The sequence below is a fragment of the Photobacterium sp. GB-1 genome (assembly GCF_003026165.1).
In the GTDB taxonomy this organism is placed as follows: domain Bacteria; phylum Pseudomonadota; class Gammaproteobacteria; order Enterobacterales; family Vibrionaceae; genus Photobacterium.
Window position 1 is genome coordinate 500331 of record NZ_PYOB01000001.1, and the last position, 19831, is coordinate 520161.

At 40.0% G+C, this 19831-nt stretch carries 18 protein-coding genes and 2 tRNA genes; 11 read left to right on the forward strand and 9 right to left on the reverse strand.

Going from position 1 to position 19831, the window contains the following annotated elements; translation table 11 throughout:
• Window positions 1-7 precede the first annotated feature (7 nt).
• Window positions 8-643, reverse strand: a complete 636-nt coding sequence (locus C9J45_RS02180) for a FlgO family outer membrane protein (RefSeq protein ID WP_005370226.1) — start codon at window positions 641-643, stop codon at window positions 8-10.
• Window positions 644-787: 144 nt separating this feature from the next.
• Here C9J45_RS02180 and C9J45_RS02185 point away from each other — a divergent pair, with 144 nt between their 5' ends.
• The 3 genes from C9J45_RS02185 to C9J45_RS02195 all read left to right on the forward strand — a co-directional run bounded on the left by C9J45_RS02185 (window position 788) and on the right by C9J45_RS02195 (window position 2943).
• Entirely contained in the window at window positions 788-1924 is a 1137-nt protein-coding gene (locus C9J45_RS02185; RefSeq protein ID WP_107245638.1) for a flagella assembly protein FlgT, read from the forward strand.
• A gap of 46 nt (window positions 1925-1970) precedes the next feature.
• A tRNA-Arg gene (locus C9J45_RS02190) sits at window positions 1971-2047 on the forward strand.
• A gap of 362 nt (window positions 2048-2409) precedes the next feature.
• The gene (locus tag C9J45_RS02195) at window positions 2410-2943 is read left to right on the forward strand and encodes a hypothetical protein (RefSeq protein ID WP_233217610.1); all 534 of its coding nucleotides are present in this window, start codon (window positions 2410-2412) and stop codon (window positions 2941-2943) included.
• Window positions 2944-3046: 103 nt separating this feature from the next.
• Here the strand turns inward: C9J45_RS02195 and C9J45_RS02200 are convergent.
• A tRNA-Ala gene (locus C9J45_RS02200) sits at window positions 3047-3122 on the reverse strand.
• A 204-nt stretch (window positions 3123-3326) separates the two neighbouring features.
• On the opposite strand from C9J45_RS02200, the gene C9J45_RS02205 reads away from it, so the two are divergent.
• Complete coding sequence (locus C9J45_RS02205) at window positions 3327-3863, forward strand: LA_2272 family surface repeat-containing protein (RefSeq protein ID WP_107292095.1); 537 nt, start codon at window positions 3327-3329, stop codon at window positions 3861-3863.
• A 60-nt stretch (window positions 3864-3923) separates the two neighbouring features.
• On the opposite strand, the gene gltX is transcribed toward C9J45_RS02205, so the two are convergent.
• The 4 genes from gltX to zipA form a co-directional block, all read right to left on the reverse strand.
• Window positions 3924-5348 carry a glutamate--tRNA ligase gene (gene gltX / locus C9J45_RS02210; protein WP_107205469.1) on the reverse strand — a complete coding sequence of 475 codons (1425 nt, stop codon included), beginning with the start codon at window positions 5346-5348 and terminating at the stop codon, window positions 3924-3926.
• Window positions 5349-5762: 414 nt separating this feature from the next.
• The gene (locus C9J45_RS02215; RefSeq protein WP_107292096.1) at window positions 5763-7172 is read right to left on the reverse strand and encodes a porin; all 1410 of its coding nucleotides are present in this window, start codon (window positions 7170-7172) and stop codon (window positions 5763-5765) included.
• Window positions 7173-7701: 529 nt separating this feature from the next.
• Window positions 7702-9714 carry an NAD-dependent DNA ligase LigA gene (ligA, locus tag C9J45_RS02220; protein WP_107205467.1) on the reverse strand — a complete coding sequence of 671 codons (2013 nt, stop codon included), beginning with the start codon at window positions 9712-9714 and terminating at the stop codon, window positions 7702-7704.
• 144 nt (window positions 9715-9858) lie between these two features.
• Window positions 9859-11202 (reverse strand): cell division protein ZipA, encoded by a 1344-nt coding sequence (zipA, locus tag C9J45_RS02225; protein WP_107292097.1) that lies wholly within the window; start codon window positions 11200-11202, stop codon window positions 9859-9861.
• Window positions 11203-11557: 355 nt separating this feature from the next.
• Here zipA and cysZ point away from each other — a divergent pair, with 355 nt between their 5' ends.
• The 5 genes from cysZ (at window position 11558) to crr (ending at window position 16483) form a co-directional block, all read left to right on the forward strand.
• Entirely contained in the window at window positions 11558-12319 is a 762-nt protein-coding gene (gene cysZ / locus C9J45_RS02230; RefSeq protein ID WP_107205465.1) for a sulfate transporter CysZ, read from the forward strand.
• A 270-nt stretch (window positions 12320-12589) separates the two neighbouring features.
• Window positions 12590-13558: a cysteine synthase A gene (gene cysK, locus C9J45_RS02235; RefSeq protein WP_107292098.1), complete on the forward strand. Its 969-nt coding sequence runs from the start codon at window positions 12590-12592 to the stop codon at window positions 13556-13558.
• A 308-nt stretch (window positions 13559-13866) separates the two neighbouring features.
• Window positions 13867-14154 carry an HPr family phosphocarrier protein gene (locus C9J45_RS02240; RefSeq protein WP_008986407.1) on the forward strand — a complete coding sequence of 96 codons (288 nt, stop codon included), beginning with the start codon at window positions 13867-13869 and terminating at the stop codon, window positions 14152-14154.
• 54 nt (window positions 14155-14208) lie between these two features.
• Window positions 14209-15933 carry a phosphoenolpyruvate-protein phosphotransferase PtsI gene (gene ptsI / locus C9J45_RS02245; protein WP_107205463.1) on the forward strand — a complete coding sequence of 575 codons (1725 nt, stop codon included), beginning with the start codon at window positions 14209-14211 and terminating at the stop codon, window positions 15931-15933.
• A gap of 40 nt (window positions 15934-15973) precedes the next feature.
• Window positions 15974-16483 carry a PTS glucose transporter subunit IIA gene (gene crr, locus C9J45_RS02250; RefSeq protein WP_005370195.1) on the forward strand — a complete coding sequence of 170 codons (510 nt, stop codon included), beginning with the start codon at window positions 15974-15976 and terminating at the stop codon, window positions 16481-16483.
• Between the two features lie 122 nt (window positions 16484-16605).
• On the opposite strand, the gene C9J45_RS02255 is transcribed toward crr, so the two are convergent.
• The 3 genes from C9J45_RS02255 to C9J45_RS02265 form a co-directional block, all read right to left on the reverse strand.
• Window positions 16606-17502, reverse strand: a complete 897-nt coding sequence (locus tag C9J45_RS02255; protein ID WP_107205462.1) for a Dyp-type peroxidase — start codon at window positions 17500-17502, stop codon at window positions 16606-16608.
• A gap of 210 nt (window positions 17503-17712) precedes the next feature.
• The gene (locus C9J45_RS02260) at window positions 17713-18126 is read right to left on the reverse strand and encodes a hypothetical protein (protein WP_107205461.1); all 414 of its coding nucleotides are present in this window, start codon (window positions 18124-18126) and stop codon (window positions 17713-17715) included.
• 19 nt (window positions 18127-18145) lie between these two features.
• The gene (locus C9J45_RS02265) at window positions 18146-18592 is read right to left on the reverse strand and encodes a DUF2919 domain-containing protein (protein ID WP_107205460.1); all 447 of its coding nucleotides are present in this window, start codon (window positions 18590-18592) and stop codon (window positions 18146-18148) included.
• 425 nt (window positions 18593-19017) lie between these two features.
• Here C9J45_RS02265 and C9J45_RS02270 point away from each other — a divergent pair, with 425 nt between their 5' ends.
• Window positions 19018-19365 carry a DUF2956 domain-containing protein gene (locus C9J45_RS02270; RefSeq protein ID WP_107205459.1) on the forward strand — a complete coding sequence of 116 codons (348 nt, stop codon included), beginning with the start codon at window positions 19018-19020 and terminating at the stop codon, window positions 19363-19365.
• A 14-nt stretch (window positions 19366-19379) separates the two neighbouring features.
• Entirely contained in the window at window positions 19380-19817 is a 438-nt protein-coding gene (locus C9J45_RS02275) for a DUF1499 domain-containing protein (protein ID WP_107292099.1), read from the forward strand.
• Window positions 19818-19831: the final 14 nt, after the last annotated feature.

Consider the following 19831-nt stretch of genomic DNA (forward strand, 5'->3'; position numbering starts at 1 on the left):
TACTTCCTTACGGCTTTAAAATTACATTATTATCAGGACGGTTACGCACATCTGTACGCATAATTACCCCATTTCGTAACTGAATTTTATTCATAAAATCCAAGTCTCGGCCAATACGCTCTGCCGGAAGAAAACCTTGTGCTGTTGCAATTACGACATTTGAGCGCATACCGATAATTCGAGCATTGATGAGCACCCCACCACTTTGACGCAGCATTGTACCTGTTAGCACGTAATCAACAGGTTGCTGTGACGCTAATTCTTTCCAGTTGCGACTAATACTAAAATCGCCACTACGAGTCACTTTAATTACCCCTGTTGACTTGTAATCAACCACAGTAAAACCACGCTGCTGCATTTGGTACATGAAGTTTTCACTCACCACATTACCGAGCCAGTTGGTTTCCGTCATATCTTGTAAATCAACAAACGAGGTGACGGCTAATGGCGTACTTGCCGTTAAATATTGGTTCGACGTTACCAATTGATTCGCTAATCCTTCAATAAAATAATCAACGGTATGTCTTGGCGTGTCTGATAAAGAATAGGCGCCTGATGAGTATTTCTCTTTACCGTTATAAACCGGAGGTGCGGCACAAGCAGTCATCGCTAACGACAACACAATTACAATCCACTTATTCATTACTTCCCCGCCCTCAAATATTGTTTTCTTTATATCGTATGAACATTTAAATTCTTTAATACAAGCGCCCAATTGGGAACACTCTTTGCATTCACTTTTTCATCGAACTATTAAAAAGCAAAAAACATACCTAAATGGGCTTTTATGAATAAATTTTTTTTACGCAGCTTAAGTGCACTTTGTTTGTTTTTTTCATGTTATAGCTCAGCCCAATGGGTTGAAGTAACAGGTGAAGCTGTCATTTTAGAAAGTGAAGAAACAGCACGTGTTAATGCACTAGAAGATGCGGTATATCAAGCGATGAGGCATGCGGGCGGTGAAATAGCGACACTTCCGTCATTAAAACCTTATTTCGCAGAGTCTAAGCAACAATACCGTTTTAGTGGTAATGAGATCCGTAATGTAACGGTTCTTGAACAAAAGAAAGCAGGCGGCAAAATGTATGTCACCAGCCGTATCGACATTTACCCATCGGCAAAAAGTTGCCACAAGACCCAATATAAAAAAGGCATTCTATTAGGCAGTTTTTCAATTACAGAGCCACAACAAGCAGCCATGGGTAGCGTTTATAAAATAGGCACTGATTTCGCTTCAATGCTCGGAAAGCAAATTCAAAAACGTTCCCAAAGCTTTATTGTTACTGGTAAAACAACCGTCCCTTTCAGTGCAACCCAAGCATCTGCAATGACGATGCTGGCTGAAGATCACGATGCGCAATATTTAATTGGTGGTGAAATAACAGATTTGACCGCCACCCTTGATGAAAAATTAGTTAAGAAAGATCAAGTTAATCGCCAGTTTGCTGTTTCATTGGAAATAATGGACGGTAAAACAGGCGAGATCATCTACCAAAATAGCTACCGTGAAATTGGGTTATGGCCGTTTTCTCGCTCAAGCCATGTGGATACCAAATCAGCACGTTTTTGGGTTTCACCTTATGGACAGAGCATTCAACGTATCAGCCAAAATATGATGCTAGATATTGAAAGTGCGCTCTCTTGCCGAGCCAGCCTCCCAGAAATCATCAACATCCATAATAATGTCGCACAAATGAACGTTGGTCGTATTCATGGTGTAAAACAAGGTGATAAATTAAAACTTTGGCATAGCGCAGGATTTATTGATCAAAAAGGTATACCGCGGAATCGAATGGTTGATACAAAAATTAGCTTAACCGTTGATCGCGTTTATGAAAAGTCAGCGGAACTTATTGTTAATCAACCAGAATTAGCAGCAAGCATCCAACCTGGTGATTTACTAACCAAGCAAACGCGACGTTAAGAGTATTCCCTTATATTTTTGAAAATATACCGTATAATACTCAAATGCTTCCTTAGCTCAGATGGATAGAGCGTCCCCCTCCTAAGGGGAAGGCCACTGGTTCGACTCCAGTAGGGAGCGCCATATTTTTCAAAGGCTTAGCGATTTTTTATTGCTAAGCCTTTTTTATTTCCACACAATGTAGTGTCGTAACAATACTATATAGATTCAGTCTTTATCACTTCGGGTCGCATGATTTAATCTGCTCTTCTTTGAATAATCTGCTTTATAACGTGTTATTAGCCTTATTTTTGTGGCTAATAAACGGCTACAACTATTATTATCAAAAATATTTTTACTGTTTTAAATCAATAAAATGGATTTATTTAGCTCATTACTTGAAACATAACGTTACAATATTTGAACGTTGTTTTTTATTATTTAGTGTTTATACTGCCAGCACTTCATAACTCTCATGTTATGAGTTTGTATAGGACATTATGAAAATGAAATTAGCATCTCTTATTGTATCTGCCGCTCTTCTTGCCCCTGCAGCAGCTATGGCTAACACACCAGTTCAGCTTTCAGTACCCGGCGTAAACCTACCAGCAGGTAACGTTACAGGGGTTCGCTTAAATGCTTTATATGGGCATACCGCTTCTGTAACAGGTGTAAACTTCTCATTATTAGGTCTTTCAGATATTGATACATTCAAAGGTCTAAACTTTGGCCTAGCATTTGGTGTGAACCGTACTCGTTCGATGATGACGGGGCTTGAATTTGGTCTTGCAAACTTGAACGACGGTAATGCGAAAGGGGCTGATTTTGGTGCCGTAAACTATACTGCTGGCAACTTTACAGGTGCGCAGTTCGGTACATTTAACTACGCAGGAACACTAAATGGCCTACAGTTTGGCTTAGTGAACGCAACCGATCATATTAATAAAGGTATTCAGATCGGCCTGATTAACTATGATAAGTCTGGTACTTTCGTAAGTAATAGCTTACCTGTATTCCCTATTGTAAATGCGCGATTCTAAGATTTCGCTATAGCAATAAAGAGCCTCGCCACTATGCGGGGCTTTGTTTTAAATGGATAAATTTAGACATAAAAAAACCTCGCACAAGGCGAGGTTTAGAATTTGGTGGAGCTAAGCGGGATCGAACCGCTGACCTCTTCGCTGCCAGCGAAGCGCTCTCCCAGCTGAGCTATAGCCCCAAAACAAGAATACAATAAAATCTCACTGCATCAGTGTCAACATAACTACAAAGATATAAGCATATTTGTGAATTAACTCAAAAATATAACCCTAACAAACATAAAATAATCACGCCTATATCATTTACTTACCATTGACACCTCTAGTAATAAAGTGCGGTTAAATATCTTTAATGGTGACGACTAACCTTAAGGATTATTTTCATGAAGCTTCAACTGACCTCTCTTTTACTCGCAGCGGCAATTTGTGCTCCATCCGTTTACGCTGATTCTCCAGTACAACTTTCTGTTCCAACAATTAACTTGCCTGCAGGTGATGTATCAGGTGTTCGAGTAAGTGCACTTTATGGTCGAAGCCACAATGTGAAAGGGTTAAATTTTTCCGTTCTTGGTCTTTCTGATATTGATAACTTTACAGGAATTAACCTTGGTTTGTTCTATGGTGCAAACCGTACCCGTACAAGTATGAAAGGGTTTGAATTAGGTTTAGCAAACTTTAATGGCGGAACAGCAAAAGGGGCTGATGTCGGCCTAGTAAACTACACAGCAAGTAATTTCACAGGTGCGCAATTGGGACTCTTTAATTATGCAGGTAGTTTAAATGGACTCCAATTTGGCTTTATGAACGCAACAAATCATATTAATAAAGGTATTCAAATAGGTTTAATCAACTTCGACCGTTCGGGTACTTTCGTTAGCAAAGATCTTCCTGTTTTCCCTCTTGTGAACGCAAGATTCTAATTAGCAAATATAAAAAACGGAGCATTAATGCTCCGTTTTTTTATATTATATTTAACAAGCTTATGCGTTAGCTTCACGCTCTGCAATAAATGCTAACGCCATTTTGATACGAGCGACAACACGCTCTTTACCAATAAGCTGCATCACAGCATCAACAGAAGGCGACTGACCTTGACCTGTAACAGCTACACGTAAAGGCATACCCACTTTACCCATACCTAGCTCAAGTTCTTCACACACTTGTGCAATAACGGCATGAAGATTTTCTGTTGTCCACTCTTCAAGTGCTTCAACTTTAGCCAGTGCAAGCGCTAACGCTTCTTTTGCCACAGGACGTAAATGCTTTTTCGCCGCGCCAGCTTCAAATTCGTTAAAGTCTTGGTAGAAGTAACGAGATTGTTCAGCAAGTTCGATCAATGTATTACAACGCTCACCCACTAGCGTGATCACATCTGTAATAGCAGGGCCATTTTCAATAGAAATTTCTTTCTTATCTAAGTGCCATTGTAGGTATTTCGCAACATACTCAGGTTCAGCTGTTTTGATGTAATGGTTATTTAGCCATAATAGCTTATCAGTATTAAATGCAGATGCTGATTTACTTACTGATTCTAGGCTAAATAGATCAATCATCTCTTGTCGTGAGAAAATCTCTTGATCGCCATGAGACCAACCTAGGCGTACTAAGTAGTTCAGTAATGATTGTGGCAGGTAACCATCATCACGGTATTGCATTACACCTACAGCGCCATGACGCTTAGATAATTTTGCGCCATCATCACCTAAAATCATTGCGCAGTGTGCAAACTCAGGTACTGGTGCACCTAGCGCTTTATAGATATTAATTTGACGAGGCGTATTGTTGATGTGGTCTTCACCGCGAACAACTTGAGTAATACCCATATCCCAGTCATCGATAACCACACAGAAATTGTACGTTGGGCTACCATCTGTACGACGAATGATAAGATCATCAAGCTCACTGTTCGCAATTTCGATGTGACCACGGATTTTATCATCAAAAACGACCGTCCCTTCTTTAGGGTTACGGAAGCGAATACAGAATGGTGAATCTTCTGTTGCTGCGGCATTAGCTGCAATAATTTTAGGGTGGTTTGCATCGTAGCGAGGTTTAATACCAGCTGCCATTTGCTCTTCACGGATTTCGTCAAGAAGCTCTTTCGGACAGTAACACTTGTACGCTTTGTCTTCTGCTAGAAGTTGATCAACCACTTCGTTATAACGATCAAAACGCTTAGTTTGGTAGTAAGGGCCTTCATCCCAGTTAAGCTCTAACCACTCCATCCCTTCCATAATCGCGTCGATAGCTTCTTGAGTTGAACGCTCTAGATCCGTATCTTCAATACGAAGTACAAACTCGCCGCCCATATGTTTAGCGTATAACCATGAGTAAAGTGCAGTACGAGCACCACCTACGTGCAAAAAGCCAGTTGGACTTGGTGCAAAACGAGTTTTAACCGTCATTGGAATTACCTTATGAATGACTATACAGTAAGGACTACTGTGTCTTATCTAATGAGGAGTATTTTAGCACTGTGAGGTAAATCTACAATAATCAGTAGACAATGATTATTTAGAATAAATAATTTTAACAGGAGTTAAGAGAATCGATTCTCTTTTTTAATTAAAAATCATTTGTTATGTCACTTTTGTTCTTACAAGCAAACCAAAGCGCAAAAAATGAGATCACTATTTGGTAAACACATGCGATTTGACCATAACTACCCGCCCCACTCATTCCGTTATGCCCATTCGTTCCACAAGCATAAACAGTCGATGATGCTATCTCCAATAAAACATTAACTATCTTATTTTTAATACAAACAAAAAGACCCACTAAAAGTGGGTCTTTAAAACATTCTTTAACTTTCAGTTATATTAGAAAGTGTAAGGAATGATAACTTGGAAACGTAGATCTGTTTCATCTGCAGAATTTGCACCTTCAAACTCGTCACGCTCTAGCACTGTACCGTGTAGACGAACGGTTGAACCTTTAAGTGCGCCAGTTTGAACAGAGTAAGAGATTGTACCATTAACTGCGTACTCGCTCTTGTAATCCCAATCGCCTATAGCACCTTCAGCTGCTGACTTACCGCCAGAACCGTAACCGAAGCCTAGGTAGTAGTTCCAACCATTACCTTGGTCAAATGATAGACGGTTGTAGATAGAAACTTCACCAGATTTGTTCCAATCAGATAGTGCATCCCACCATAGTGAGTAAGTACCGTTAGTCATACCGTATGTGTAAATCATACGTGGGTTAACATCACGGTCGTTATCACTCTTAGCGTAGTTAAGATTAGTCATCCAAGAGAACTGACCAAAGCTTGCGTTAAATGCTAAACCAGTGGTGTAACCAAGACCATCATACTGAACATCATCATTTACGCCGTAGAAGTCGTATGCAACAGACATTGTGTCGTTGATATTGTATTTAGCGTAAACTTTGTAACCCGTTGTATCAACTGGATCGTGGTAACCTGTTACAACACCGTTAGCCCAGTCAACACCGTTTTGGTATTTAACATCTGTAACTTGACCTAGACCAAACTGTAGGAATAAATCATCAGTTGCATTACCTTGTAAACCTAGAGAGTGTGCAATACCCCAAGTTGTATCAGCCCAAAGAGCAGGAGCGTAATCATTTTTGCTTAGTAGCCAAGGAGCTGTAAACTGATCTGCAATGAAGTAAGTTGCTTTGAAGTTACCAATGTTTGCGTTAAGTTCAGCACCACGGTATGTACCTGGTACGAAAGACCAAACGTTACCTAAAACACCGTTACCATTCGCTTGAGTGAAACCAAAACGACCGTCTACGTTTTCGCCAGCTTTAAACTTAAGCGCTGCTTTTGTAACTTTAACAGGACCGCCTTCACCAGCACCCCAGTCTAAGTTATTACAAGTAGAAATTTCGTTACATAGGTACTCACCAGTACCACCGTTCATTGCACTATCATTGTATAGGTCACCAGAAAGGTAACCAGCAATGTCAGCGCCTAACCAACCATTGTGGTAGCCAGAAGTGAAGTCTAAAATAAGGTTGTAAGAAGAGTAGTTTAAACGACTCCATACATCGCCATCTTCACCGCCAGGAGCACCAGTTGAACGAGTACGTGAACGTGTATCAACAACAGCAACACCAGCTAGTGTTGAACCTTCAAGGAACTCATTAACTTGTTCTACATATTCAGGGCCAGCTGCACTGTCTTCCGTTGCCATTGCTGGCATTGCTACTGCACCTAACATTGCTGCTGTTAAAGCAGAAACTTTAAAAAACTTTGATTCCATGGAATAACTCCTAAAAGATATAAGCTGTTTACCTGTAACCTGAAAGGTTGGCCGCCGAAGGTTACAAGTAAATTTCCCATATGTTAGCCGAATCATTTCGACCAATTCATATTTTTTTCGTTCAAAATTGAACTTTGTGTAACTTCGCTATTAAGACTACTTTCGCAGCGCAAAACATCAATAAGAACTTACTTTCTTGTGTTAAAAATTTGATTCAGTGCAAAGTTTCCAGCCTATAGTGATCCAGTTCAAATGTTTTCACCAATAAATAAAATCACAATAAAAACAATAACCTACAAACATGACGGCATATATATGTGACCCTGATCGTATTTTCATTTTTATTGACATACCTGATTTTTTTTAAAAACAAATTATTAACACAATGATTTATTGTTGATAATGAAACATCTATTACACGTATTGATCACACAGTTATATACACTGTTTCATTTAATTCATAAAAAAAAGCCGCCCAAAATTGAGCGACTTTTTTTGTAACAAGGTTTATCAACCTTATAAAAAGGTATTAAGCCATCAGATCAACGAGTTTTTGTTCGTCCCAGATCTCAATACCTAGCTCTTGTGCTTTCGTTAATTTAGAGCCAGCCGCTTCACCTGCCACTAATAAATCAGTTTTCTTCGAAACACTGCCTGTGACTTTTGCACCTAATTTTTGTAATGCAGCTTTCGCATCAGAGCGAGTTAATTGAGATAGAGATCCTGTTAGTACAACCACTTTTCCATCAAGCGGTAATTCGACATCCTCATCAATTTTTTCAATTTCAGGCCAATGTATCCCAACTTCTTTTAACTCGTTCACAACGACCATATTGTGCTCTTCACGAAAGAAATTAAAGATATGCGCAGCAACAATACCGCCCACATCCGGCACTTCAATTAACTGCTCTTTCGTTGCTTGGCTAATTGCTTCTAATGTCTCAAAGTAATTCGCTAGGTTTGCAGCCGTTGCTTCACCTACCTCACGAATACCTAGAGAATAAATAAAACGAGGTAATGTTGTCAGTTTTGAAGCATTCAGCGCATCAACCAGTTTTTGAGCTGATTTAGGTCCCATACGCTCAAGTACCGTCACTTCTCCTGCACTGAATTTAAACAAATCAGCAGGTGTGGTTACCATTTCACGATCAACCAGTTGCTCTATCACTTTTTCGCCACAACCATCAACGTCTAATGCTTTACGTGATACGAAGTGTTTTAACGCTTCTTTTCTCTGGGCTTGACAGAAGAGGCCACCGGTACAACGTGCGACGGCTTCGCCCTCAATACGTTCAACCTTTGACTGACAAACAGGGCACTCTGTTGGAAATACAATCGCTTGCGCATTTTCTGGGCGACGAGACTCAACCACTGAAGCGATTTGTGGAATGACATCACCAGCACGACGAATAATAACGGTATCGCCAATCATCACGCCTAAACGCGCCACTTCATCAGCATTATGCAGTGTTGCATTACTGACTGTTACACCGCCCACAAACACAGGTTCAAGCTTAGCAACGGGTGTAATTGCACCTGTACGCCCAACCTGAAACTCGACATTGTTTAGAATTGTCATCTCTTCTTGGGCTGGGAATTTATAAGCAATTGCCCAACGAGGTGCTCGAGCAACAAAGCCAAGCTGTTGTTGTGTATCAACATCATCAACTTTAATCACCACACCATCAATTTCATAGCCTAGTGATTGGCGCTTTTCACCAATACTCTGATGATAAGCAATAACTTCTTCAATACTGTCAACTTTGCGAATTTCTGGGCACATTGGAAGCCCCCATGCTTTTAACTGGCACAGGCGTTCATATTGCGTATTGGCAAGTTCACGTCCATCGACAACACCGACAGCATAGGCATAAAAACTTAACGGCCGCGTCGCGGTAATTTTAGGATCTAGCTGACGTAAGCTACCAGCTGCTGCATTTCGAGGGTTTGCAAATGCCTTATCACCTTTTTTAAGCGCTTTGATATTTAACGCTTCAAAGCCTTTTTTAGGCATAAAGACTTCGCCGCGAACTTCTAATCGCTCAGGCCAGTCGTCGCCTTGAAGCTTTAAGGGAATAGCGCGAATAGTACGCACATTATGAGTAATATTTTCACCTGTTGCGCCATCACCACGGGTTGCTGCTTGTACTAACACCCCCTTTTCATACATTAGGCTCACAGCAAGACCATCTAATTTAGGCTCACAGCAGTAACTAAGTGTTGCTCCTGAACGCAAACGATCTTGTAAACGTTTTTGAAATGCACGTAAATCATCATCATTAAACGCATTGTCTAACGAAAGCATCGCGATCTCATGTTTAACTTGAGTAAACCCCTCTAACGCAGTACCACCAACACGTTGGCTTGGCGAATCAACCGTTATCCATTCTGGATGCTCAGCTTCGATCTTTAGTAATTGCTGCATCATCCGGTCATATTCAGCATCAGGAATTTCTGGGTTATCTTCAACGTAATAACGATGACCGTGGTAATCGAGTTGCTGTCGTAGCGTTAATAATTGTTGCTGAAGGTCAATACTCATTTTTTCTACCTGACAAATCTTGATAGTTTCTGCCAAAACAACGCCCTATCGATAATAAAACGATTAAGACTATTGCCTAAATTTAAATAAAAAAACAGGCCCCTTAAAGGAGCCTGCTCATTAATGACTTCATCTTTTTAAAGATTAAGCATCATTATATTTCACTGATTTTTCTCGATATTGCGTAATACGATTTGGCGTGATCATTACACGATCTTGATCGAGAACATCTGCATTTAACTCATCAGCAATTTGCTGTGCTGTTTGTAGCATTAAGTTAAAGTTACTGGCTGCCTTACCGTAACAAGGCAACATTAAGAAAAAGCCGATACCTGGTGTTTCAAAATGTTGGTAGTTAGTTTCAGGGAAAGAGCCTGGATTTAGCAAGTTAGTTACTGAGAAAATAACAGGTTCCGTGCCAGCTAAATCAGCATGACGATGGAACACTGAATTCTCACCAAAAATTAAACCATGACGCTCTAAACATGCGAACAGTGACGGCCCACGTAAAATCTTACCATTGCGCGCATGAACACATAGCGATATATAAGTTGGTGGTAATGGCTCTGGCTCTGGCTCTGGCTCTGGCTCTGGCTCTGGCTCTGGCATGAAAGATACACTTGGCTCTTGCTTGGCTTGAATCGAAGGCTCGGCAACTTGCACAACGTTTTCTTCAACGACTGGCGTTGCTACTTCAACTTGTGCAGGCTCTTCAGCAGGAACAAATTGTGCTTGAGGCTCAACAGCAGATTTTTCAATCGGTTGTTCAATAATTTCAGGCTCAACCACAGGAATGTCGACGACCACCTGTTGTGCTTGCTGAAACACTGGCTCGGCCGCTACAGGTTGCTGAACAGTTTCTTGCACTGGAGTATACGTAGGCTGCTGTGGTTGCTGAATGATTTCAGGCTGTACTGGCGCTTGCGTTTCTACAACAGGAGCTGTAGTCGCTGAGTTAATAGTTGCCGCAACCTGAGGCTGTATAACAGGTTCAACATGAGCGCTATTCGGTTGAGCAGCCGATTGTTGAACATTTACAGGTTGTACAGATTGCACAGATGTTTGTGGTGATACTTGCTGAGGTTGCTCAACTGTCGTAGCTTGTGGTTGAACGGTTGTCACTTTTGTAGGTACATCGTCATTATCTGTTGCTGACATTCTAGGGAGATCATCATCACCGTCATCAACCGTAACATTGCCTAATAATGGATCTTGCTGTGGACGCTCACCAAAACTAAAACCAGGCTCTTTGCGTTTTGTTGGCTTTGTCTTTTCAACCACTTCCTGTGGCTTACTTACAACACGTGCTTCACTGACACTCTCTTCAACGTCACCTTGAAGATCAAATGCCGTTTCATCGATTTTACCTACTGGCTTTTCACCAAACTTGGCCGGTTTTTCTTTTCGACTTGTCCATAGACCATGAAAAAGAAGCGCTGTAATCGCAAGCGCACCAACAATAATAAGAACTAGACGCAATTCCTGCATACGAATACTCTGAAATTAACTCGTTATCCCTAGACGGGGTTAATAATAGTAAAAAATCAACTAGGCAGACAAAATCTCTAGCTAGAATTTCTTGCCGATGACTTACTGTACCAAAACTCAAATGATAATGAGAAGTTGAATATCGCTATTCAGGCAAGATAGTCTTTACAACGTGAGTTTTGTACACTTTATACACCATTTTTCATTATGAATGATGAGATTTAATGGTTTGTCAAAACTGTGACAACCATATTTTCATTTGATTCCATCCTACATAGCCCGTTAACATACTCTATATAATCTCTCTATCATCCCTCATCAAAATAAATGTGAGAGATCCGATTAAGGAAATCGAATGTCGCAACAGCATGCCATAAAATCAACAACCAGCGGTGCTGGATACTTTTTTACAGGGTTACAACTGGTTACCCAACCAGGAACGCGTCGTTTTGTAATCATCCCATTGCTCATCAATATTCTTTTATTAGGTGGCGCATTTGCCACCTTACTTACTCAGTTGAATGGCTGGATTGATGGTTGGTTAAGTTACCTGCCTAGCTGGCTTGAGTGGCTATCTTATGTGTTATGGCCGTTACTTGCTATTGCTGCATTAGTGACGTTTTCTTATTTCTTCAGTACCATAGCCAACTGGATTGCTGCGCCATTTAATGGGCTATTAGCTGAATATATAGAGGCTAAACTCACAGGTAATAATCCACCTGATGATAGTTTTAAAGCGTTAATAAAAGATCTACCTCGAACCATGGGCAGAGAGTGGACTAAATTAAAGTATTACTTACCCAAAGCAATTGGCTTATTGATCCTAATGTGGATCCCTGCCATCGGCCAAACGCTTGGTCCTATTTTATGGTTTTTATTTAGCGCTTGGATGATGACGATTCAATATGTTGATTATCCGTTTGATAACCACAAAGTGCCATTTATTGATATGCGAGATGCCCTCAAAGAACATCGTGGCCAAGCGTTAAGTTTTGGTGCCATCGTAATGTTTTTCACTATGACCCCAATTATTAACTTACTTGTCATGCCTGTTGCTGTTTGTGGTGCGACAGCAATGTGGGTTGATCATTACCGCGAGCAATTTAAACGCTATTAAGATCAACGATAAATATCTACCAAAGAGCACTTATTCTAGTGCTCTTTTCTTTTCTATTACCCTTGCTGCAAACACCATTGTTTATCGTTATTTGAGTAAAACATATTTGTAAATTAGTCACTTGACGCTTTTCATCCCACTATATATCTTTAGTTCAATATAATTCACACATTGATAACAATAAGATATAACCATTAATTACTTTTCAAATCACTTATCCAGTATATTCTTAATTTATATTACTTTTAACGTGTCACGAAGGAACGAAGCATGAGCAAGATTTATGAAGATAACTCACTAACTATTGGTAATACTCCGCTAGTGCGCCTTAACCGTGTAAGTAACGGTAAAGTGTTAGCTAAAGTAGAAGCTCGTAACCCAAGCTTTAGTGTTAAATGCCGTATTGGCGCTAACATGATTTGGGATGCTGAGAAAAAAGGTCTTTTAAAAGAAGGCGTTGAACTTGTAGAGCCAACTAGTGGTAATACTGGTGTTGCACTTGCTTTTGTTGCTGCTGCACGTGGTTACAAACTCACATTAACCATGCCTGAGAGCATGAGTCTTGAGCGTCGTAAACTATTAAAAGCGTTAGGTGCAAATCTTGTACTAACTGAAGCGCCTAAAGGCATGAAGGGCGCGATTGATAAAGCTGAAGAAATTGTAAATTCAGATCCAACTAAATACCTACTGCTACAGCAATTTAATAACCCAGCAAACCCAGAGATCCATGAAAAAACCACAGGTCCTGAAATTTGGGATGCAACAGATGGTGAAATCGATGTATTTGTCTCAGGTGTGGGCACAGGCGGTACACTTACAGGTGTTAGCCGTTTTATTAAACAGCAAAAAGGTAAAGCCATTACTACAATTGCAGTTGAGCCACTAGAGTCACCTGTTATAACCCAAACATTAAATGGCGACACTATTCAACCAGCGCCGCACAAAATCCAAGGTATTGGTGCTGGTTTTATTCCTGGTAACTTAGATTTATCATTAATTGATGAAGTTCAAAAAGTAAGCTCAGATGACGCAATTGAAATGGCGCGTCGCCTAATGGATGAAGAAGGTATTCTTGCTGGTATTTCATCAGGAGCAGCGGTTGTTGCTGCAAATAACATTGCAGCTCGCCCAGAATTTGCAGATAAAAATATTGTTGTAATACTGCCTAGTTCAGGTGAGCGTTACCTATCAACAGCACTATTTGCAGGCATTTTCACAGAAAAAGAAACACAACAGTGATCACACTTTATAATTTTTAATAGGTATATCACTATGAAAAAAGCCCCTCTGCGGGCTTTTTTGTTGCATTTTGGACTTAGCTTTAATATAAAACTCGCACGTTTTATTTTTCGCTCCGAAATAAAGGGGTGAAAATGCGCTTTAATTACTAACAAGTAAGTTTCTGATAAAACTTTGACTTGGATTAAAGCTAAGACAATATGATATTAGGTAGTTTATACTGCAGCAGCACAAGCAAATTATCTGTATTATGCTTGTCATAAATAATTTAATTATTAAATAAAATACTATATCTATCGGGGTGAATTATGTATCAGAAGCAAGTTGAAATCACAGCACCAAATGGTTTACACACTCGTCCAGCGGCTCAGTTCGTTAAAGAAGCTAAATCATTCGATGCAGATGTGACTGTAACTGCTAATGGCAAAAGCGCTAGTGCGAAAAGCCTATTCAAGCTTCAAACTCTTGGCCTAATTAAAGGCGCACAAATCACTATCTCTGGTGAAGGTGCTCAAGCTCAAGAAGCTGTTGATGCTCTAATTCAGCTAAAAGAAGATCACGACGGTTCTCCAGTTGCAATGTTCCGCGAAATCTAAGCTACGTTTATATACAAACGAGTTTTCAGTTTTTAGTTAATTTAAGGTAAGGCTATGATTTCAGGTATCTTGGCATCTCCAGGTATTGCTTTTGCTAAAGCACTACTGCTGCAAGAAGAAGAGGTTGTTCTAAATAAAACACCGATCTCTGCAGACCAAATCGATAACGAAATTCAACGTTTCTTCGACGCACGAAAGAAATCGTCTGAGCAGCTAGAAGTAATCAAAGAAAAAGCACGTGTCACCTTTGGTGAAGAGAAAGAAGCGATCTTTGAAGGTCACATCATGTTGCTTGAAGATGAGGAGCTTGAAGAAGAAATCATAGCCCTTATTAAAGATAAAATGTCTGCTGACTTTGCAATCTACTCTGTTATCGAAGAACAAGCACAAACACTTGAATCTTTAGATGATGAGTACTTAAAAGAACGTGCAAGTGATATCCGCGATATCGGTAGCCGTTTTGTTAAGAATGCATTAGGCATTAACGTAATCAACCTAAGTGCTATCAACGAAGAAGTTATCCTTGTTGCTAACGATCTTACACCGTCTGAAACAGCACAGATTAACCTTGATTATGTTCGTGGTTTTATCACTGATATCGGTGGTCGCACCTCACACACTTCAATCATGGCACGCTCGCTTGAGATCCCAGCGATTGTTGGTACAAACGATATCACATCAAAAGTTAAATCTGGCGATATGCTAGTACTTGATGCAATCAATAATCAGGTTGTAATCAATCCAACAGATGATGAATTAAACAAATTTAAAGCTATCAGCGACGCACATAAAGCAGAGCAAGAAGAACTAGCTAAGCTAAAAGATCTTCCAGCAATCACGCTTGATGGTAAGCAAGTAGAAGTTTGCGGTAACGTAGGTACAGTGAAAGACTGTGACGGCGTAAACCGTAATGGTGGTGAAGGTGTAGGTCTATACCGTACTGAATTCTTGTTCATGGATCGCGATTCTCTACCGACAGAAGAAGAGCAATACCAAGCGTACAAAGAAGTTGCAGAAGCAATGCACGGTGAGCCAGTGATTATCCGTACTATGGATATCGGTGGTGATAAAGATCTTCCATACCTAGATCTACCAAAAGAAATGAATCCATTCTTGGGTTGGCGTGCAATTCGTATCAGCCTTGACCGTCGTGAAATTTTACGTGATCAGTTCCGTGCTATTCTTCGTGCATCTGCACACGGTAAGATCCGTATCATGTTCCCGATGATTATTTCGGTTGAAGAAGTACGTACACTTAAAGCTGCAATTGAAGAGTTTAAAGTTGAATTAACGGCTGAAGGTTTAGCTTTTGATACTGACATCGAGATCGGTGTGATGGTTGAAACGCCAGCAGCTGCAGCAATTGCACACCATTTAGCGAAAGAAGTTTCTTTCTTTAGTATTGGTACCAACGACTTAACCCAGTATACTCTAGCAGTTGACCGTGGTAATGAGCTAATCTCTCACCTTTACAACCCACTATCGCCTGCTGTACTTACAGTGATCAAGCAAGTTATTGATGCTTCTCACGTTGAAGGTAAGTGGACAGGTATGTGTGGTGAGCTTGCCGGCGACGAACGTGCTACCCTACTTCTTTTAGGTATGGGTCTTGACGAATTCAGTATGAGTGCGATTTCTATCCCTCGCATCAAGAAAGTTATCCGTAACGCTAACTTTGCTGATGTAAAAGCAATGGCAGAGTATGCTTTAACTCTACCAACAGCTGCTGAAATCGAAGAGCACGTAGAAAAATTCATCGCAGAAAAGACCATCTGCTAATATAGCTGCAGATAATATAACAACGCTTAGGAGCATCGATATGGGTCTGTTTGACAAATTGAAGAAACTGGTTTCTGACGACAGCAGTGAAGCTGGTGCAATTGAAATCATCGCACCACTTTCTGGCGAAATCGTTAACATCGAAGATGTGCCAGATGTCGTATTTGCTGAGAAAATTGTTGGTGATGGTATCGCTATCAAACCAGCTGGCAACAAAATGGTTGCACCAGTAAACGGTACTATTGGTAAGATCTTTGAAACGAACCACGCTTTCTCTATTGAGTCTGACGATGGCATCGAACTTTTCGTTCACTTCGGTATTGATACTGTTGAACTTAAAGGCGAAGGTTTTACTCGCATCGCTGAAGAAGGCCAAACTGTTAAAGTTGGCGACACTATCATCGAATTCGATCTTGCACTATTAGAAGAGAAAGCGAAGTCAACTCTGACTCCAGTTGTTATCTCTAACATGGACGAGATCAAAGAGCTAACTAAGCTTTCTGGCGCAGTAAACGTTGGTGAAACACCAGTACTACGCGTTAAGAAATAAGTTAAGTTCTATAACTGATAAAAAAGCGCTACTTCGGTAGCGCTTTTTGTTTATCTGAGCTTTAAAAAAGCATGCTTAAAACAGAGTTCATCGCATGCTTGTATCTATCGATTTTATAGTGATTAAAGGCTCTTTAGCATCGCCATCGATGGTGCAAAGAAGTATGCGCCAGTTACCGGTTTTGAGAAACGTAACATTTGGTCTGTTTTACCATCCGTTTCACCAAACATGCTTTCAAGCTGCGCATCAAAGTGATGCTGACGCTGACAGTAAGCAATGAATAGTAAGCCATGATCTGATGTTACAGAGCCATATGGCAAGCTGTGGCGCAGAATCTTTAAGCCTTTACCATCTTCCTTAATATCAACGCGGCCAACGTGTGACGCAGCTGGCACATCTTCTAGTTCAATAGAATCTGGTTTCGTTCTACCAATCACTTTTTCTTGTGCTTTTACGTTTAGACGATGCCATGCTGGTAGGTTATGAACATAACGCTGTACCATTACATAGCTACCACCCGCAAACTCACCTTCAGCAATAACACCCACATTAGCACGATCTTCTGCTGTTTGTGGATTCTCTGTGCCGTCAATGAAATCTGTCATGTCACGGTGGTCAAGGTATTGGAAACCATAGGTTTCATCTAACACTTCTACGTCTTGAGACAATTTTTCTAAGAAAACGCGAAACGCATAAAAGTTAAGATCATGGCGATTAGAATGGATATGCAGTAAGACATCACCCCCTGTTGCTGGCGCAATAGTCTCACCTTCACCTAACTGACGAAACTCTGTTAATTCAGCTGGGCTTTGCTGACCTAAAGACTCCCAAAATGCCTTACCGAAGGCAACACTTGCATGTAACTTTGCGTCTTGCTGCTCAGTATTGAGATCCGCAAGTAACTGATGAATTGACTGGCATTGAGCAATAACATTTTGCTTATTACCTACAACATTCATCACCACATAAAGGGCAAAGGCGCCACGATCTGGAACGATTGCTGGTTGGGCAATACTCATAGGTGTCTTCTCCTAACAGGATGTTTAGTCAAAAATGAAAAGTAATTATAACGATATAAAGACGTAAATCACTTGATCTTAATACATTAGTAGAAAGTTTTACTCTTATCCCAACGATATAGGACATTTTGATACCGACTTAATACTAAAACGCCTTCTAAAAAGAAGGCGTTATTAAGAAGAAAAAGATCAACTATCGATGTTAATACATTATGCCGTCATTATTTCAATTTGAAGTTTAACGCGCTCTTCTAAGTCGGTATTTTCACTTTCAAATAATACTGGCATATTAAGCCCAGTAGACAAAGTTTTGGCTAAAATAGTACGCCAACCACCATCATCTAATCGCTCTTGGATCTGAAAAGCAATTTTCACTTCATCTGGAGAAACATCAAGTAGTTGAGCACGACCAATCACTTCACGACACAAGTTATGTTTACTTTGACTTAAGCCATTAAAAAATATCGTTTCTTCACCAGGCACTAATGATAATGAGGTATTCACTGTATGCTTCGAATGACAGTAACTGCTCAATTCAAAGCTAACATCAAGTAACCAATCAGCCATCGCTAACGGGCTCAGTAACGTGCTTAACAGCAATTGTCCTCGACTAAAATCATTCATTACAGCTCCCCTTTACAGGCTAGTCTGCAAATATATCTTTAACTCGAGAGCTTCTTAGAAGGTACAACCCAAGCCATGCTGTTAACAGTAATGTGGTTGCCCGTATCCAGCTAAACTCACCATGACTGATAACCAAATGATATATTTGCATTAAAAAATCAAAACTATATGCAGCAAGTAACACTCTTTTCCCTTGCCGCCACAGAAAATGTATTAATTTATTATTTTTATTTCGTTGACCTGATAACCACATCAATAATATTGCGGGACTACCTATTGCCATACCTATATATAAAACATCTCTTATTGGATAAATAAGCTCAAGTAATTCACCGCCTTGAGTACGGCTAACCCCCGCCATAACAAACACTAACCAAGCTTTGGCGTTAAATAGCAAGACGAACCACAACACGGTATTAATTTTTAATTGTCCATGCTGATCATAAGCATCTATCGGATATAACAAGCCATTTCCCTCAAATAGGTATCCAATGAAATTCAGATCAGAGCTTAATAAACTTCTCTATGGTTCACAAACGACTCTAATCTATTCATTTAGATTTTGAACAACAAGGATAAAGTTTTGTGCTGAACCGCACTTTTCCATTTTTTATATTGCCGTTATCGTCACACTTTTTGATCTAAAAAAAACAAAAACACTGTTTTTTAAACATAGATCACAGACAGTAAAAGGTATATACAAATACCTAAAAAACATAAAATTACACATTAAAAACACCGTTAACAAACCCTTTACCTATTTCTGAAAATTTCCTACACAATCAGTAAGATAGTCCATTACCTTTTCCGTCTATTTTATTGCTATGACATCAACTCTGTTATTTATGGGATATAATCAACGCTTAAATGTTATTTTCAGGGATCTATACCATGGCGAGTAGAAAACAACCGGCCTCTTCACCAGAAACACAAGCTGAAGCTATACGTATAGCAAAGGCCACACAGAAGGTAGGGCAAACAAAAGAGCAAACTCGACTGATTGCACAAGGCATTCAAAAAGGTATAGAGCAATATAAAAAGCAGCAAAAAGCTAAAGCTCGTGAGCAAGACAAACTGAAAAAAAAAGTTTCACGTAATAAGGCCTCTAATGATGCTAACAACGCCTCAGAAGTCATAACTAATACAACTGTTATCCACCATCAGAGTAAACTCGCTTGGGGGCTTTTAATTGCCTCATGGTTAGGGTTTATCACTTACCTACTTCTTCCGCGATTATAAAAAGGATTTACATCGTGTTACTTCGCTTTACGCTATTGCTGTTACTCTTCCTCACTGGCTGTAGCGATACAAAGACAGCCTCATGGACGCGTTCAATAAATCAGCCTTGTGAAAATAAGCCCAATTGTGTCTCAACGATTGAAAAGCGTGAACAGTTTAGCGTTAAGCCTTTTCTTTTAACGGCGAAAGGTGAGCATAGCTGGGAAGAAATAAAACGGGTAGCGCTTCAGTTACCAGGTGCAAAAATAGCAGAGCAATCAGATCACTATCTTCATATTGAAGCCACCAGCAAGATTTTTCGGTTCATTGATGACTTTGAAGTCGAAAAAAAAGCACAGCAGTTACAAGTACGCTCTGCATCACGAGTTGGTTATTCTGATTTTGGTGTGAATAGGAAGCGAGTTGAAACATTCCGTAGCCAATTAATAAAGCACGAACTGATTAAACAATAAAAAACAATTTGATA